At 61.1% G+C, this 16,166-nt stretch carries 18 protein-coding genes and 1 tRNA gene; 13 read left to right on the forward strand and 6 right to left on the reverse strand.

Annotated elements, in window-relative coordinates; all coding sequences use genetic code 11:
* Positions 1-35: 35 nt before the first annotated feature.
* Positions 36-824: an ABC transporter permease gene (locus NW826_RS06645; RefSeq protein WP_414332756.1), complete on the reverse strand. Its 789-nt coding sequence runs from the start codon at positions 822-824 to the stop codon at positions 36-38.
* A gap of 693 nt (positions 825-1,517) precedes the next feature.
* Between NW826_RS06645 and NW826_RS06650 the strand changes: the two genes are divergently transcribed.
* Positions 1,518-2,195 carry a TIGR03943 family putative permease subunit gene (locus NW826_RS06650; RefSeq protein WP_414509738.1) on the forward strand — a complete coding sequence of 226 codons (678 nt, stop codon included), beginning with the start codon at positions 1,518-1,520 and terminating at the stop codon, positions 2,193-2,195.
* Position 2,196: 1 nt separating this feature from the next.
* On the opposite strand, the gene apcB is transcribed toward NW826_RS06650, so the two are convergent.
* Positions 2,197-2,700, reverse strand: coding sequence for an allophycocyanin subunit beta (gene apcB / locus NW826_RS06655; protein WP_414332752.1), 504 nt, complete (start codon positions 2,698-2,700; stop codon positions 2,197-2,199).
* A 237-nt stretch (positions 2,701-2,937) separates the two neighbouring features.
* Positions 2,938-3,837: a tRNA pseudouridine(55) synthase TruB gene (gene truB, locus NW826_RS06660; RefSeq protein ID WP_414509777.1), complete on the reverse strand. Its 900-nt coding sequence runs from the start codon at positions 3,835-3,837 to the stop codon at positions 2,938-2,940.
* Positions 3,838-3,937: 100 nt separating this feature from the next.
* Between truB and NW826_RS06665 the strand changes: the two genes are divergently transcribed.
* Positions 3,938-4,939 carry a DMT family transporter gene (locus NW826_RS06665; protein WP_414332750.1) on the forward strand — a complete coding sequence of 334 codons (1,002 nt, stop codon included), beginning with the start codon at positions 3,938-3,940 and terminating at the stop codon, positions 4,937-4,939.
* A gap of 10 nt (positions 4,940-4,949) precedes the next feature.
* Here the strand turns inward: NW826_RS06665 and trpS are convergent, their stop codons facing one another.
* Positions 4,950-5,945 carry a tryptophan--tRNA ligase gene (trpS, locus tag NW826_RS06670; protein ID WP_414332748.1) on the reverse strand — a complete coding sequence of 332 codons (996 nt, stop codon included), beginning with the start codon at positions 5,943-5,945 and terminating at the stop codon, positions 4,950-4,952.
* Between the two features lie 116 nt (positions 5,946-6,061).
* Between trpS and NW826_RS06675 the strand changes: the two genes are divergently transcribed.
* The 3 genes from NW826_RS06675 (at position 6,062) to gatC (ending at position 7,366) form a co-directional block, all read left to right on the forward strand.
* Positions 6,062-6,346, forward strand: coding sequence for a chlororespiratory reduction protein 7 (locus NW826_RS06675; protein ID WP_414332746.1), 285 nt, complete (start codon positions 6,062-6,064; stop codon positions 6,344-6,346).
* A gap of 112 nt (positions 6,347-6,458) precedes the next feature.
* Positions 6,459-6,980, forward strand: a complete 522-nt coding sequence (locus NW826_RS06680) for a photosystem I assembly protein Ycf3 (RefSeq protein ID WP_414332744.1) — start codon at positions 6,459-6,461, stop codon at positions 6,978-6,980.
* Between the two features lie 92 nt (positions 6,981-7,072).
* Positions 7,073-7,366, forward strand: a complete 294-nt coding sequence (gene gatC / locus NW826_RS06685; protein WP_414332742.1) for an Asp-tRNA(Asn)/Glu-tRNA(Gln) amidotransferase subunit GatC — start codon at positions 7,073-7,075, stop codon at positions 7,364-7,366.
* Between the two features lie 87 nt (positions 7,367-7,453).
* Here gatC and NW826_RS06690 read toward each other — a convergent pair.
* A tRNA-Ser gene (locus tag NW826_RS06690) sits at positions 7,454-7,538 on the reverse strand.
* A 214-nt stretch (positions 7,539-7,752) separates the two neighbouring features.
* Between NW826_RS06690 and scpB the strand changes: the two genes are divergently transcribed.
* The gene (gene scpB / locus NW826_RS06695; RefSeq protein WP_414332740.1) at positions 7,753-8,295 is read left to right on the forward strand and encodes an SMC-Scp complex subunit ScpB; all 543 of its coding nucleotides are present in this window, start codon (positions 7,753-7,755) and stop codon (positions 8,293-8,295) included.
* 24 nt (positions 8,296-8,319) lie between these two features.
* On the opposite strand, the gene NW826_RS06700 is transcribed toward scpB, so the two are convergent.
* Positions 8,320-9,564, reverse strand: coding sequence for an ATP-binding protein (locus NW826_RS06700; RefSeq protein ID WP_414332738.1), 1,245 nt, complete (start codon positions 9,562-9,564; stop codon positions 8,320-8,322).
* A gap of 404 nt (positions 9,565-9,968) precedes the next feature.
* Here NW826_RS06700 and NW826_RS06705 point away from each other — a divergent pair, with 404 nt between their 5' ends.
* The 7 genes from NW826_RS06705 (at position 9,969) to rpiA (ending at position 16,047) form a co-directional block, all read left to right on the forward strand.
* On the forward strand, positions 9,969-10,751 hold the full coding sequence (locus tag NW826_RS06705) for an SH3 domain-containing protein (RefSeq protein ID WP_414332736.1): 783 nt from the start codon (positions 9,969-9,971) through the stop codon (positions 10,749-10,751).
* 44 nt (positions 10,752-10,795) lie between these two features.
* Positions 10,796-11,749: a hypothetical protein gene (locus NW826_RS06710; RefSeq protein ID WP_414509739.1), complete on the forward strand. Its 954-nt coding sequence runs from the start codon at positions 10,796-10,798 to the stop codon at positions 11,747-11,749.
* Positions 11,750-11,819: 70 nt separating this feature from the next.
* A complete protein-coding gene (locus tag NW826_RS06715) occupies positions 11,820-12,353 on the forward strand; it encodes a hypothetical protein (protein ID WP_414509740.1) in 534 nt (177 codons plus the stop codon).
* A 2-nt stretch (positions 12,354-12,355) separates the two neighbouring features.
* The gene (gene cbiM / locus NW826_RS06720) at positions 12,356-13,000 is read left to right on the forward strand and encodes a cobalt transporter CbiM (RefSeq protein ID WP_414509741.1); all 645 of its coding nucleotides are present in this window, start codon (positions 12,356-12,358) and stop codon (positions 12,998-13,000) included.
* On the forward strand, positions 12,987-13,820 hold the full coding sequence (gene cbiQ, locus NW826_RS06725) for a cobalt ECF transporter T component CbiQ (protein ID WP_414509742.1): 834 nt from the start codon (positions 12,987-12,989) through the stop codon (positions 13,818-13,820). Before cbiM ends, cbiQ begins: the two co-directional genes overlap by 14 nt.
* A gap of 124 nt (positions 13,821-13,944) precedes the next feature.
* Positions 13,945-15,324: a 30S ribosomal protein S12 methylthiotransferase RimO gene (gene rimO, locus NW826_RS06730; protein WP_414509743.1), complete on the forward strand. Its 1,380-nt coding sequence runs from the start codon at positions 13,945-13,947 to the stop codon at positions 15,322-15,324.
* Positions 15,325-15,354: 30 nt separating this feature from the next.
* Complete coding sequence (gene rpiA / locus NW826_RS06735) at positions 15,355-16,047, forward strand: ribose-5-phosphate isomerase RpiA (RefSeq protein ID WP_414332726.1); 693 nt, start codon at positions 15,355-15,357, stop codon at positions 16,045-16,047.
* Positions 16,048-16,166 lie beyond the last annotated feature (119 nt).

Genomic DNA, 16,166 nt, shown 5'->3' on the forward strand with positions numbered 1-16,166 from the left:
TCACCCCCAGCCCCTCTCCCTGAGGGAGAGGGGGGCTAGCGGGAGCGGCTGAGCAGGGGAAACCCCATCACCACGACCAAGGTAGCCAGGATGATCACGGTGGAGAGGGCGTTGATCTCCGGCGTCACCCCCCGCCGCGCCGTGCTGTAGATGAGGATGGGCAGGGTCTGGCTTTCCGGCCCGCTGGTGAAAAAGGAGATGACAAAGTCATCGATGGAGAGGGTAAAGGCCAGCAGCGCCGCGGCCAGGATCCCCGGCCTGGCCAGGGGCAAGGTTACATAGCGCAGCTTCTGCCAGGTGTTGGCATAGAGGTCGTAGGCGGCTTCCTCCAAAGCGGGATCCAAAAGCTGCAGGCGGCTGCGCACCACGATGGCCACAAAGGCAATCTGAAAGGTGATGTGGGCCAGGATCATCGTCCCCAAGCCCAGCTCAAACCAGCCGGTGTAGGCGCGCACAAACTGGTAAAACAGCAGCAGCGTAATCGCCATCACAATATCAGGGACAGTTACCGGCAACAGCAGCAACCCCTGCACAATCCTTTGGCCGGGGAAACGGTAGCGGTACAGCCCGTAGCCCAAGAGGGATCCCAGCACCGTGCTCACCAGAGTGCTGACTCCAGCCAAGACAAGGGTATTTTGCGTGGCCTGCCAGATCGCGGCATTGCGAAAGAGAGCCAAGTACCAATCGAAGGTAAAACCCGTCCACGCCAGGCCAAAGCGGGCGCGGTTAAAAGAATAGACGGCAATCAGCACAATCGGCAGGTAGAGAAAGCCATAGATGGCATAGCTCACTCCCCGCAGCCAGATGGGTACCCTCGGCAACATTTGGTTGTGCTATCTCGGTTGTGTCTATCTCACTGTAGAGCAAATGAGGGCAACTCCCCAGTTTCAGGCATCCGCTTGCAACCATGCCTACACGCTAAAGCCTCTCATTAATACTCTCATCAATATGAGGTTATTTGTGACTGAATTCGTTGAATTGACGATGGGATCCCGACAGCTTTGACATACTCCCCACGGCCGTACAGTTTTTTCTGACTTCACGGAAGTTCTGTAGCCAATCCGGATCTTCACGACACAAGAGATAGATCTACATTGGCTTATTAGATAACGCTGGAAAAAGCTGTAGCTTGCTAGGGCTTACGATCCACCACAGGCAAACCGTCCAGCAATAGACAGGGTAATCACGGTGCTTTTTGTAAAGTTACCGATCAGGAACGTGGGCTAAACGAAGTTTTTTGCTGAGCTCTATTTAGGTGAACCTCAATACCTGTGACCGCGAAATCGCAGTAAAGACCTTGCCCATTCTCGCCACACAGGTAGTGGAAAATTGCGCGAGGATTGCTAAACTTGGGCTCGGAGTGGTGTGAAAAAGGTGTAACCATGCCCAAAAGCAGTTCTAGTCCTATTCGGGAAAAACAAAACCCAGAGGGAGTGCGTATCAAAACCAAGATTATGTCTTGGCCCAGGAAACTGTTGGCGTGGGGCCATATAGCCTACTGGGAGGCGTCCGGGTTGATGTTGCTCGGGATCCTGCTGATCGTTTACCGCTGGCGGGGTACCCTGCTGATGTTGATCAATCCCGGCTACGTGAATGTGGCTTTGTTGGCCGGGCTATGCCTGCTGGGCTTGGGGATTGGCCGTTGGCAAGGAGCGAAAGTCGCCTCTTCTGAAGCCCACGCCTCGCTGTTGGGACCGCAGCTGGGCGCAGGACTGCTGATCCTGACGGCACTGCTGGGGTTTTGGGTCGAGCCGCGACCGCTCTCCAGCCAAACTGCCCTCAACCGAGGGGTATCTCCCTACCTGGGGGTATCTCGTAGCCAGCCGCAGGCTTTTCGTCCCAAGCTCGACCCGCGTCAGCGCACTCTGCTGGATTGGGTACGCACCTTGGATGTCTACCCGGATCCCTACACCTACACAGGGCAGCCGGTGCGGGTACAGGGGTTTGTCGTTCCCGACCCGCGGCCCGACCACTTTGTTATCGCTCGCTTTTTGGTCAGTTGCTGTGCTGCCGATGCCTACCCTGTGGGCTTGCCGGTGCGCTGGCCAGAGGGAGAACAGTTAACTGCCGATAGTTGGCTGCGTCTGGAGGGACGCATGGCCGTAGAGCGGCGGGATGGCCAATCTCAGTTGGTGATCGTCGCCGAGCAGGTGGAGCCAATACCGGTGCCGGCCAATCCCTACGCCGACGAGTAGGCTAGATATCGGTTTCGCTTAGTTTGCTGCTCATGTAATCGAAAGGCTCGGCCACAAAGCTGTAGTCTTCGCCGGAGCCGAGCAGCTCCAGGGTGCGGGTTTTCATGTTTTGGATCCCAATCACTGTCGGAGCGATGGGCACGCCGAGGGAGTTGTAAGTTTCCCGCAAGCCGGCCAAGACTCGCTCATCCAAGACGCTGTTGTCGGCAGCCACCAGCGCATAAGAAGCGTAGCGCAGGAAGTAGTCCATATCCCGCAAACAGGTGGCGTAGCGGCGGGTGGTGTAGGCGTTGCCGCCCGGACGGATCAGATCCGGCACCTGGGCAAACATAGCTGCGGCAGCCGTCTTGACAATGTCCACCGAGTTGAGATTAATCACCTGCACTGCCTTGATGCGCCGCAGCCCTGAATCGTAAAAAGCTTTGAGCGCATCCATCGCATTCCGGTCCAAGTAGCGGCCCGCCAGGTCGTAGGTTTTGATCAGTGTGGTTACGGCATCCCGCATATTCTCAACTCCGTTCCTGTAACTCTATGTAAAAGTAGCTTGAGATGCAAAAGTGAGAAAAGATTGAGAAGAGATTTTGTCGGCAACGTCCAAAGGCTACCCTTGGAAAATCGAGCCGGAGCCCAACAACGGCAGCGCTCCGAGCTCCCCACTTGCCCCCAGAAGTTTAGCATGCAGGGGGTTCTTTCCCGCCGAGACAATGGCCAATGTTGTTACGAAAATGTAATGTTTCTGCAACTAGGGATCCGGCGGCAACACCCGCAGCGGCCTGAGCTGACCTGCTTGGCTGTGCCCCAAGCCCAAAAATTCCCCCTCTCTGCTCATGACCCGCAAGGTCTCAGCACCGGCCTGAGCAGGATCCAGGGGAATGGCCTGACCTTGCCGCCAGCGCTGGGCCTCAGCCGGAGATAGGGATACTGAGTCCCAATCGCGAAATCCCCACTCAATCGGCAGCAGGGCAGCGGCGGGATCGGCGGATCCCTGCCATTGCTCCAGGGGCAGGCTCTCCTGGACGCGAAAGGGGCCACTTTGCAGCCGTCGCAGGCGGCTCATCAAGCCTCCGCAACCCAATTTCTCCCCCACGTCGCGGGCGAGGGCGCGGATGTAGGTGCCGGGGCCACAGGCAATCTCCAGATCCACTTCCGGGAAGTTGCCGGGGCGCCAGCCCAGGATCCGCAGGTGCCGAATCACTACTCTCCGCGGCTCCAGCCCCAGTTCTGAGGCCTCTAGCCCGGCCCGCGCCAGCTCGTAGAGCTTTTTCCCCTGCCGCTTGATGGCGCTGTAAAGGGGCGGCACCTGCTCAATCTCGCCGACAAACTCCCGCAAACAGGCCGCCACCTGCTCGCAGCTCAGCTCCGGACAAGGGGATCCCACCTGGATCTGCCCCTCGGCATCGTCGGTGTCGCTGCGCTGCCCGAAGCGGAAGGTGGCCCGATAGACCTTATCCCCCGGCAGAAAGGCCAAAAAGCGCGTCGCCCGCCCCACGGCAATGGGCAAAACCCCCGTCGCCGCCGGATCCAAAGTGCCGCCATGCCCCACCCTGCGGGTGCGCAAGACCCGCCGCACCACCGCCACACAGTCGTGGGAGGTAAGCCCTGCTGGTTTATCCAGGTTGAGAAAGCCCTCCAGGGATCCCATGCCAGGCATCAACTTGCATCAACCAATAATTAAGATTTGTAACCGAACTGCCGCAGCGCTTAACATGGGGTTAACTTCCGTCTGCGAGTTTGAAGCACCCATGGCTCAGTCTTACCTGCTTTCTCAGCCTATCTGGCAACGCCTGTTGATGATTGCCCCCTTTTTCCTGTGGGGTTCGGCGATGGTGGCGATGCGGGATGCCCTCTCTGAGACCACCCCTCTCTTTATCGCCATTCTGCGGCTCTTGCCGGCTGGGATCCTGGTTTTGGCCTTTCGGCTTTGGCAGGGACGGGCCGCCGGGGTGTCTCAACCCTGGCATCCGCAGGGGCGGCGGGGGTGGCTGTGGGTCTTGGCCTTTGCCCTGGTGGACGGCACCTGTTTTCAGGGATTTTTGGCGCAAGGGTTGAGAGAGACCGGCGCCGGGCTGGGATCCGTGCTGATCGACTCGCAGCCGCTGGCGGTGGCTCTGATGGCCACCTGGTTTTACCGCGAGCGGATGGGAGCGCTGGGCTGGCTGAGCTTGGGGATAGGGGTGGTCGGCATCGGTCTGATCGGCTTATCTGGCGGGGGATCCCTGCAGTTGGGGGCTGGCGTCGTCTGGATGTTGCTGGCATCCCTGTCGATGGCCATCGGCACCGTGATGATGCCCAAGGTGGCGGAGGTGGCGGATCCGGTGTTGGCGACGGGCTGGCACATGGTGTTGGGCAGCCTGCCCTTGATCCTGCTCTCGGCGCTAACAGAAAGCGAGCAATGGCAGCACCTGAGCGGTGCCCACTGGCTGGGCCTGCTCTACGCTTCGGTGATGGGAAGCGCTGTGGCCTATGCCCTCTTCTTCTATTTCGCCTCCCAGGAGAACCTCACCGAATTCAGCTCCCTGACCTTTCTCACCCCCATCTTCGCCCTGCTGTTCGGCAGCACCTTCTTGGGGGAATCGCTGACGCGGCTGCAGTGGTTGGGAGTGGGTATCACCCTGGTCTGCGTGTATTTGATCAACCACCGGCAAGAATGGCAGGAGCGCCTGCGCTTGGCCTGGCCAGGGATCCTCTCGGAGCTGGGCCTGGAGTTCAGCACCGTCGAGATCCGCGATGGCAACCGCGACTAGCAGGGATCCCTTAGGGGGGTAGGAACCCCATTGCCTCTCGCACCCTTTGCAGCGTTGGCTCGGCAACAGCGCGAGCCTTGGCAGCATTTTCCCGGATCAGCGCCAGCAGATAGTCGGGGTTGTTGCAGAGATCCCGGTAGCGCTGCTGAATGGGCTCTAGGGCAGCGATGATGCTGTCTGCGAGGAGAGGCTTGAACTGTCCCCACCCCATCTCGGCACACTCAGCTGCCACCGCCTCCTTGCTTTTTCCAGAGGTGAGCATGTAGATCGTCAGCAAATTGTGGGCTTCAGGACGAGCCGGATCGTCAAAGACAATGCCCCGAATGGGGTCGGTCTTGCATTTTTGGATCTTCTTGCGGATGGTATCCGGGTCATCCAAGAGATGAATGCGGCTGAGATCCGAGGGATCCGACTTGGACATCTTGCGCGTGCCATCGGTCAAGCTCATGATCCGCGCCCCCTGTGGGCGAATCAGGGCCTCTGGGATCACAAACACCTCGCCAAAGCGGTCGTTAAAGCGGCGGGCAATATCCCGACACAGCTCAATATGCTGCCGCTGATCCTCCCCCACCGGCACATACTTGGGCTGGTAGAGCAAAATATCCGCCGCCTGCAAAATCGGGTAGCTGAACAGGCCAACGCTGGTCTCCTCTCCCTGTTTTTCTTTTTTCTCCTTGTACTGGATCATGCGCTCCGCCCAGTTCATGGGGGTGATGGTGTTGAACAGCCAGGCCAGCTCCGTATGGGCAGGCACGTGGGACTGCACGAACAGCACACAATGCTCCAGGCTGAGGCCACAGGCCAAATAAAGGGCAAACAGCGAGCGGGTGCGCTCCCTCAACAGCTTGGGATCCTGAGGGACGGTGATGGCATGTTGATCCACAATGCAAAAAAAGTTCTCGTAGTGCTCCTGCTCGGCCACCCAATTTTTAATCGCCCCCAAGTAATTGCCCAGGTGCAACTCGCCAGAGGGCTGAATGCCAGAGAGGGTGCGCGGCTTAGCCATAGGAAAAGCAGATCTCAAATGCCAACAAGACAAGAGCAAGGAAAGTCTTTATCAGGATACCAAGAGAGGCGCAACCCGTTGGTTCATGATGGATAGAAGACGCCCAGCCCAACACCATGTCAGACTCGGAACCCGAACTGTTGCGTGCCGCCAACCACTATGTGCTGCTGATCCCGGGCTTGCCGGAGCAATTTCTCAGCCCTGAGGAATTGCAGGAGTTCCTCGTGCGGCTGTTGCAAGAGCACCCCCACCTGGTGGATGCAGATCTGGCCCGCTACCCCACCCCCCAAGCGCAGGCGCAGCGGCTGATCGACACCGCCTGTGAAGTCGAGGTTTCCCCCGGCGAAACCCTGCAGTGGCATCCTGTGCGCCTGAGCAAGCGCCCCTCGATACCGCCTTGACAGACCAGGGGCTCGTTTGTGAAACCAACGGGGCTGTGTTTCGGATCCCGCCTTGGACGTGATACAACGCAAGAGAGAAATCTTTAGTCCCAAGTTCTAAAAGGGGTCAGCCATGCCGCGCAGCATGAAGAACGACAACTTCATCGACAAAACCTTTACCGTCATGGCCGATCTGATCCTGAAACTGCTGCCGGGGGTGAGTTCTGAGCAAAAGAAAGCTTTTGCCTACTACCGGGATGGCATGGCCGCTCAGAGCGAAGGGGAATACGCCGAGGCTCTGGAAAACTACCGAGAAGCCCTCACCCTGGAGCAAGGCGAAGAGGATCGTAGCTACATCCTCTACAACATGGGCCTGATCTACCAAAGCAACGGCGAACTGGACAAGGCCCTGGAGTACTACCACCAAGCTCTGGAGTTGAACCCACGACTTTGTTCTGCCCTGAACAACATCGCTGTGTTGCTGCATCATAAAGGCGAGCAGAGCCTGCAGGCCGGAGATGAAGAAACGGCAGAGGCCCTGTTTGACGAGGCCGCTCAATACTGGATCCGCGCCATTCGCATTGCCCCCAACAACTACATCGAGGCCCAAAACTGGCTGAAAACCACCGGGCGCGCCAACCTCGAGTTGTATTGAGTCTGCCTGCCAAAGGACTCTGTACCACCAACGCGAACGGTTGCTCTCAGCCACCTTAAGCTAAGTTAATGATCTGCGCGCCGGGGGGAAGGATGCTGAAACGGGAAGGGGTACAACATGTCGCTCACTTGGCTCGTCTGGAGCTAACCGAGGAGGAAGAGATCCAGTTCACCGAGCAACTGGCAGACATCTTGGCCTACGTGGAACAACTGAAAGAGCTGAATACGGAAGGGGTGGAGCCCACCTTCCATGCCCTGGACATGGAGCTGCCCACCCGCCCCGATGAAGTCGAGCCCTATCCGGATGTCGAAGGGATCCTGGCCAACGCTCCCGACCGGGCGGATGTGTTCTTCAAAGTGCCCCGCATTCTGGACGCAGAAGACTGACGTCGCCAGATTACCTTAGGCTGGCCCAAGGGAGTAGGAGCGTGGTAGGGGCCGCCGGACAGCATTGTGGGTTAGTCAATAAAGCAACGGAGAGGGTGGGATTCGAACCCACGGTGGCGTGAACCACGGCAGTTTTCAAGACTGCTTCCTTAAACCGCTCGGACACCTCTCCAATTCTCTGGGATCCCCAAACCCTATTTATGCTACGCAATTGGCTTCAGGTTGTGCAATTGTACTCCGCACCGAGTAGCGCGATGGGCGGGAAAGCAGGCCATGGCATGGTTTAGCATAGCAACGCTCGCCTTGGCCCAGGCCGCCCCAGCAGGGATCCCTCAGCCTGCAACTGCTGCTATGCTACGGGACAAGTAGGCGGATCCCTTGTCGCTATGGCCTCGCGTCGTTCCAAGTTGGTTTTGGATCCCGGATCAGAGGTGGAGGGGGGGCGTCTCTTAGCCCTGAAAAACCAGATTGAGGCAATCCTCTACCTGAAGGGGCAGCCGTTGGCCCTATCGGCGCTGGCTCAGTTGGCCCGCTGCAGCCGCGATGAGGCCTATGATGCGCTGCTGGAGTTGATGGAAGACTATGCTCACCGCGACTCTGCCCTGGAAGTATTGCAGGTGGGGGAGGGGTTTGCCCTGCAGTTGCGAGAGCCGTTTTTGGAGCTGGCCAACCAGCTCTTGCCCCCCGAAATCGGGGTGGGCGCTGCCCGTACCTTGGCGACCATCATCCTGCGGGGGCCCCTCTCCCAAGCCGAGTTGGTAGAGTTGCGCGGTCAGGGCGCCTATCAGCATGTGGCAGAGCTGGTGGAGAAAGGCTTTATAACCCGCTACCGCAAAGAAGGCAGCCGCTCCCCCTGGTTGCGGGTGACGGATAAGTTTCATCGTTACTTTACGGTAGACAAGCTGGCCAATCCCTTCCCCGAAGAATAAACTTCCCGCAACGCGGCCAGCGATTCATTCGTTCCCTTTTGCCAGCCCTGCCCGAACGGCATCCAAAAACTGACGGGCGGTGCGACCGGAAAAGCCGTTTTGCTGCTGCGCCCAGATCAGGGCCCGGCGACGCAGGGCCGCCAAAGATTGAGCGAAACCCAGCCGCTGCGCCAAGTGTTCTACAGTTGCCAAGTAATCGTCTTGAGTGAACGGAGGGAAGGTGAGGGTGAGGCCAAAGCGATCCTGCAGCGACAGCTTTTCCTGCACCGTATCCCAGGCGTGGACTTCTTGATCTTGGGGGTTGGGGCGGTCGGCGAAAAACTCGCGGACCAAATGGCGGCGGTTGCTGGTGGCATAGAGGCGGACGTTGGGCGGCGGCGCGACGAGATCCCCCTCCAGGAGCACCTTGAGCTGCTTGAACTCGGTTTCGTCGGCCTCGAAGGAGAGATCGTCCACAAACAGCACAAAGGGCAGCCCCTGTTTCCTCAGCTCCGCCAAGATCTCCGACAATTGCATCAAGTCAGTTCGTCTCAGCTCCAGAAGGCGCAGCCCCTGAGGGCCGTAGCGGCGCAACAAGGCCTTCACCAACGAAGACTTGCCGGTGCCCCGCGCCCCGTAGAGCAAGACATGCAAAGCCAGATCCCCCCGCAGCAGCGCTTCGGTGTTGGCGGCCAACTGCTGCTTCTGCCGTTCGTAGCCGTAAATCTCATCCCAATCGGGCAGGTCGGGAGCCGGGATCCCTTCTAGCCCTGCCGGCCCCCAGCGAAACGCCCAATAGCGAGCACAGATTCCTACCCCTCTTTGGCGGTAGTGGGCGATCAACGCCTCCAGGCTCAGGCCCCAATCGGCAAAAGAGCGCGGATCCCAGCCGGCGCAGTCACTGTCCCCATCCGGCCAAGGGATCCCCAGGCCCAGCGCCTGCATCTGCTCTTCGATGAGCTCCTGGCTCTCGGCCAGGATCTGTAAGCAGCGGAGATCGTGCCGTGCTGCTTGCAAAAGGGGTGTCGGGATCTCCCCACCTCGCAGCGCCGCGCGGGCAAAGGGGTTGTCCGCCCAGCGGATCTCCTGGATCAGCCACTCCCGCCAGCTCAGGTTTTGCTGGGCCAAAAGCTCAAACCAGCGCCCGTAGGCCGCCCAGCAAGGCAGGGGATCCCCGGCCATCAACTGCTGGATCAGCTCCTGCCAGCCCAGGGCTAGGGGATGGGCGCAGATTTCTCGAAACAGCAACAGCTTGGCCGCCGCTTCCGCCGCTTCTTCAAGGGGAGTCATCGCTGTGGTTGAGATTGGGCATAGTCGCTATGTTGCCGCGATAACGGCAGTGCAGTAAAGCCTTGCAAGACAAGGTTGGTTTTCTGGCTCATCCCCATCGTTGGCGTAGTGTGCCGGCGGCAGGGAGAATCGCCAGACGGGGGGAGTCTCTGTATCCCCATGCTCATCTTGGTCAAATGGGGGGTCGCCCACCCACAAGGGTGTCTGCTCTGCTTCCCCTGGCTATAGAGGCGGGGGGTTGACGCGATTCTGTTCAAGCCAAGGTCAGAAGCAAAAGTCGGCATCTTTGAAGATGTTATAGATTGGGATGCGAGTGCTCTGAATCTCGTAGATCCCCGGTTGCTGACAGGGATCCCAATGGGTTTTGCGGTTCTTGTCTGCAGCTTTGCAGGGAGGTACTTTGGATGGCTAACTACCCAATGCGAGGCCGTTCTTCTCCTGCTTCTGACCATTTTCCCTTGGGCACCTTGGTGGTGGCGAGCGTCTCGGTTGGGGCTCTGGCTGCCTTGGGTTGGCAGTTGTGGCAGATGGTCGCTCCGATGTTGGCCCCCCCGCCCCCACCCCAATTTCAGCGGGCGATCCGCCCGGATCCCTTGCCGAGCCCAACCAGCTTTCCCCCTCCCCTGTCTGCCCCTGCTGCAGGCACCCTTGACCCTGAAGGATTTCCCCCCGGCAGCCGCGGACGGGTGATTGAGCCGATTGGCCTGGCGATCCGCAGCCGGCCCTCCGCCGATGGAGCCTACCAGGGCGGGATTGTGGTGGGGGAAACGGTGACGGTGTTGGAGTATAGCGCCGATGGTCGTTGGCAACGGGTGCGGCGGGAGTTGAACGGTCAAGAGGGCTGGGTGCGGGCAGGCAATTTGGGCCCTGTGGAAGGGGCGGCAGCCTCGGCATCTGCTGTCTCTACCGTTTCACCATCGACAGTTCAGTTGACTCAACCCAGGCCTGAGTCCACCCACTCTCCTGGAGCAACAAGCGTTTCCCCCGGTGAGCGGGGGCGGGTGATCGAGCCGATGGGTTTGGCGCTGCGAGCCACTCCCGACCGGGAAGGGGCCTACATGGGCGGCCTGCCCCTGAATGAGGTGGTGACGGTGTTGGGCCTGAGCGAAGATGGCGGTTGGCAGCGTATCCGCCGCGAGAACGGGCAAGAGGGCTGGGTGCGGGCCGGGAACCTGGCGCAGGAGTAGCAAGATGCCCCAGCGGGGGATTGTGGTGCCCCGAAAGTTTGTGTTTGGCTAGGTCAGTAGCGCTGGCCGAACTCCAGGTGAAGCAACTCCTCTCTCCGTCGTGGGTCATTTCCTCCAGGGATCCCTTGGCCAGAGGGCTGGCTCTGGTGGTCCTGGGGCTGGGAGCCGGCATGACAGCTTGTCGTCCGCCTGTCGAGTCGGGGCCAGCTAGGGAGCCGCAGGCGATCTCTGCCTCGGCCAAAGGCACGCTGGAGCTGTGGGCCAACGGCGAAGCGTTCGTGCGGGAGGGGTTGGTCTCCAAAGACGGCTGGGCGCTGCAGTTTGAGCATGTGTACGTGACGCTGGCCGACATCACGGCCTACCAGACGGATCCCCCTTTTGAAGGGAAAGGGGAGCTCCAGCCCAAGGCCTTAGTCAACCTGACAGGCCCCCTCACGGTGGATTTGGTGCCAGCGGCGGGGGCAGAACGGGTTCTGCTGGGATCCCTGGAAGCTCCCCCTGGGCACTACAACGCCTTGGCTTGGCGGCTGGTGCCGGCAGCGGAGGGGCCGGCCAAGGGCTACTCCCTCTGGATCGAGGGCACAGCCCGGCCAGCAAAAGGGGAGGGAGAGGAGATCCCCTTTGTGCTCAAGTTCAGCCCTGAGCTGGCCTTCGTCTGCGGCGAGTATGTGGGGGAAGCGCGCAAGGGCTTTGTCCAGGCGGGCCAGGTGGCGGATCTGGAAGTGACTTTCCACTTTGACCACCTGTTTGGGGATGGCAGCCTACCGCCGGAAGATGACCTCAACCGGGCGGCGCTGGGGTTTGCCCCGCTGGTGAAGCTGGATCCCCTCTCCCTGGAGCAGCGGCTAAAGGGGGGATCCGACCCTCTGGTCTGGGACGACCTGCAGGAAAGTGGGACGGCGTCCGAAACCCTCTTGGAGATCCTGCAGAACTTGGGCCACGTGGGGGAGGGCCACTGCCGCGCGTCCTCTGACCGCCTCGACAGGACGGGATCTTGACCTTAGGTCTTTGCCCTCAAGCCTGGGTGGCTTTTGCAGTCGAGAGATTGTCCTCTACTTTTGCCGACCCATGAACTCAGTCTGGCCAAATCGCCTCCCTTTCTACGCTTACTGGCAACTGAGCTGGCTGGCCTGCGGCCTGCTCTTGTCTGCTCCGGCTTGGGGGCATGGGGTGGAGGCCTCTTGGCGGGCCGTCCCCACTTTCGAGATCCAAGCCCGCTACGATTCCGGCGAGCCGATGCGTTCTGCCCGCGTCACGGTGTTTGCGCCCACCGATCCCACCACCCCTTGGCAGGAAGGGCAAACGGATGAGCAGGGGCGATTTCTGCTGCAGCCGGATCCTGAGCTCAAGGGACTGTGGCAGGTGCGCATTCGCCAGGCCGGCCACGGCGGGGTGGTGAACGTGCCGGTAGGCGAAGCGGCTATGCAGGCAGAAGGGATCCCCAACAGCTCCTCCTTTGGCCCTGTGCAGCGGGGGGTTATGGCTGCCTGTGTCATCTGGGGGTGCTTGGGTACGGCCCTGTTCTTCTCCCGGCCCCGTCCCTCCCAAGGCCCAGAACTCCCCGACTCCTCAGGGGGTGTTGCCGCTTTGAGCCAGGACTAGCCATGCACATCAGCGAGGGCCTTCTGCCAGCACCGCTTTGGCTGGGGGGCTATGGCATCACTGCCCTGCTTACGGGTTGGAGCCTACACCTCCTCCAGCGGTTGGAAAAGGATCCTCGCCGCCAACTGCCCAAAGCGGCGCTGCTGACCGCCGCCTTTTTTGTCGCCTCCTCCCTTCACCTGCCTTTTCCCCCGGCCAGCCTGCACCTGCTGCTCAATGGCTTGCTGGGCGTGATGCTGGGGGCCTTGGCCTACCCGGCGATTGTGGTGGGCCTGTTTTTTCAGGCGGTGGCTTTTGGCCACGGGGGGCTAACCACCCTGGGGATTAACGCCGCCATTATGGGGATCCCGGCGCTCTTGGCAGGGGGGATCTTTCGAATGGGCCGACGGCGGCTGGGAGACGGGTTGGCAGCCTTCTGGGCGGGGGCGGCGGGGGTGGGGCTGGCGGCGCTGCTCTTCTACGGGGTGGTGATGGCTGCTCTCCTGGGCGAGGGGACGGTCTCCACCCAAGCAGAGCGCTTTGCCTTGGGCAGCTTGGTGATGGCCCACCTCCCTTTGGCGGCGGTGGAGGGGCTGTTTACCTGTTGGGTGGTGCGGTTTTTGCAGCGGGTGCAGCCGGAGCTGCTGGGAGAAGATGCCAAAAGATAGGGCCGAGGCCGTCATCTCCCAGGATCTCAGGGGAACGCAGTTCTCTCCACCCGCTCCCCTCCCTCCCTCCCCCTCTTGGCTTCACCGCTGGCGGCCTTTGCCCAAGCTGGTGGGCCTGGGAGCCCTGATGGCAGCTTTTGCCCAGGTGCAGCGCTTGGCCTTGCTGCCCCTGGCCTGGGCGCTGCTGGCTCTTCTCTGGGCGCTGTCGGGAGTGCCGCTCAGCCGAGGACTGAAACGGCTGGCCGCCCCAGGCGCTTTGCTAATAGCTCTCGTCGCTCTCCTACCGTTAGTTATGGGGAACACCATCCTCTGGCAGTGGGGATCCCTGGCTCTGCGGTGGGAGGGGCTGGAGAAGGCGCTCTATGTCGTTGGGCGCAGCCTGGCTTTGTTGGCGCTGGCGACGCTGCTTTTGGAGACCACCCCCCTGCTGGAACTGTTGGCGGCTTTGCGGGCGCTGGGGATCCCCGACCTGCTCTTGGAGTTGGCCTGGCTGACGCAGCGCTACCTGCAGGAGATAGGCGCCCAGTGGCAGCAGATGCAGCGGGCAGCTTGGCTGAGGGGCTGGCAGCCGCGGGGATCCCTGTGGCGCCCGGGCCCGGCCTTGCGCCAAGACCTGCCCTTCCTGGCTGCTGCCGTAGGCACTCTCCTAGTGCGCAGCTACGAGCGCTCTGAGCGCGTCTATCAGGCGCTGCGCCTGCGGGGCTACGGAAAAGCGCCCTTGCTCCCAGAAGAGAGGGCAGGGGATCCCTGCAGTTGGGCGGCCAGCGGTCTGGCAGTGGCTGTGGCTCTTGGCTTGGTGTGGGTTCAACTTGGGGGGTAGCCCGATTGAGCTGGTTGGCAGAGGAGTTCAGAAGCGAAACCTAAACTAGAATAAGAAAACTTTCATTTCTGCTGTCGCCATTCTCTCGGCCTCTCCTGTGGCTATGAACCGGTTGGAGACCGCTTTGCCTACGCCCTCTCGCAGCCCTGCCGCTCCCCCAAAGAAAGCGCCGGCAGTTGCCGTTGTGCACCTGGGCTGTGAGAAAAACCGGGTGGACACCGAGCACATGCTGGGCCTGCTGGCCCAGGCGGGCTACCGGGTGGAAGGCGACGAAGACAGCGCCGACTACGTCATCGTCAACACCTGCAGCTTCATCGAGGCGGCGCGGCGGGAGTCGGTCAGCACCCTGATGGAGCTGGCGGTACAGGGCAAAAAGATCCTCATCGCCGGCTGCTTGGCCCAGCACTTCCAAGAGGAGCTGCTGCGGGAGATCCCGGAGGCGGTGGCCATCGTCGGCACCGGCGATTACCACCAGATCGTGCAGGTGATCGAGCGGGCGGAGCGAGGGGAGCGGGTCAACGCCGTCACCTCCAGCTTGGACTACATTGCCGACGAGACCGTCCCCCGCTATCGCACCACCCATGCGCCGGTGGCCTACCTGCGGGTGGCCGAAGGATGTGATTACCGCTGCTCTTTTTGCATCATCCCCCACCTGCGGGGCAAGCAACGCTCCCGCCCCATCGAGTCCATTCTGCGGGAGGCGGAGCAACTGGCCGCAGAAGGGGTGCAGGAGTTGATTCTCATTTCCCAGATCACCACCAACTACGGGATCGACCTCTACGGGGAGCCGCGGCTGGCCGGGCTCATCCGCGCCCTGGGCCGGATCCCCATCCCCTGGATCCGCATGCTCTATGCCTACCCCACCGGCATTACCCCGGCAGTGGTGGAGGCCATTCAAGAGACGCCCAATTTCCTGCCCTATCTGGATCTGCCGCTGCAGCACAGCCACCCGCAGATCCTCAAAGCCATGAACCGCCCCTGGCAGGGCCAGGTCAACGACCGGGTAATCGAGCGGCTGCACCAGGCGCTGCCCAACGCCGTGCTGCGCACCAGCTTTATTGTCGGCTTTCCCGGCGAGACGGAGGAGCACTTCCAGCATCTGTTGGACTTTGTGCAGCGCCACCAATTTGACCATGTGGGGGTGTTTACCTTTTCTCCTGAAGAAGGCACACCCGCCTACCACCTTCCCCAGCAAGTGCCGGAGCCCCTTAAGGAAGAGCGCCGCGCCCGCCTGATGCAACTGCAACAGGGGATCGCCTTCCGCCGCAACCGCGAGCAGGTGGGGCAGGTGGTGCCTGTGCTCCTGGAGCAGGAAAACCCCCGCACCGGCGAGTGGATTGGCCGTTCCCCCCGCTTTGCCCCTGAGGTGGACGGGGTGGTGTACGTGCGCGGGCCGGGATCCCTGGGATCCCTGGTGCCGGTGCAGATTACTCGCGCCGAGCCCTACGATCTCTTTGGCCAGGTGGTGGCAGCGCCGCAGGGCTTTAGCTGGAGCGGGCGGTAGAATAATTCGGTTGGACTCCGGAAAGGCGAGATGGCCAGTGCAGATGAGCTGAAACAGGCAGCAGCCCAAGCGGCGGCTCAAAAGGTGCAGTCAGGGATGGTGGTGGGGCTGGGCACAGGATCCACGGCTGCTTTTGCGGTGAGCGCCCTGGCGGAGCGGATGCAAAAGGAGGGGCTGCAGTTCATCGGTGTGCCCACCTCGGAGCGCACAGCAGAACAAGCCCGCTCCCTGGGGATCCCGCTGGCCACCCTGGAGGAGCAGCCCCGCCTGGATCTGGCCATCGATGGAGCCGACGAAATTGAAGTGGGATCCCTGAACTTGATCAAAGGAGCGGGGGGGGCTCTGCTGCGGGAAAAACTGGTAGAGGCCAGCGCCGCCGAGCTGATCATCATCGCCGATGCCTCTAAGAAGGTGACGCATCTGGGCACTCGCTTCCCGGTGCCCGTGGAGGTGGTGCGCTTTGGCTGGAAAACCACCTTGGCGCGGGTAGAGGCTATTGGCTGCGCGGCCACTTTGCGGTTGAATGCCCAAGGGGATCCCTACCTGACGGATGAACAGCACTACATCCTCGATTGCCAATTCGGCCCCATCGCCGATCCCGCCAAGATCGCCGATCAACTCAAGGGGACGGTGGGGGTGGTGGAGCATGGCCTGTTCATCGGCATGGCCCAAGAGGCGATCATCGCCCTTCCTGAGGGAATTGAGACGCTGCAACCAAGCTGATCCCGTACCCAGTTGCGTATTGGCATCATGTCCAATCGCCATGAAACGGTTCGTTAACTCCCCTCTCCCGCTGGGAGAGGGGCTGGGGGTGAGGGAGCGCTCCCGCTGGGAGAGGGGCT

The organism is Synechococcus sp. OH20 (assembly GCF_047502685.1).
GTDB lineage: Bacteria > Cyanobacteriota > Cyanobacteriia > Thermostichales > Thermostichaceae > Thermostichus.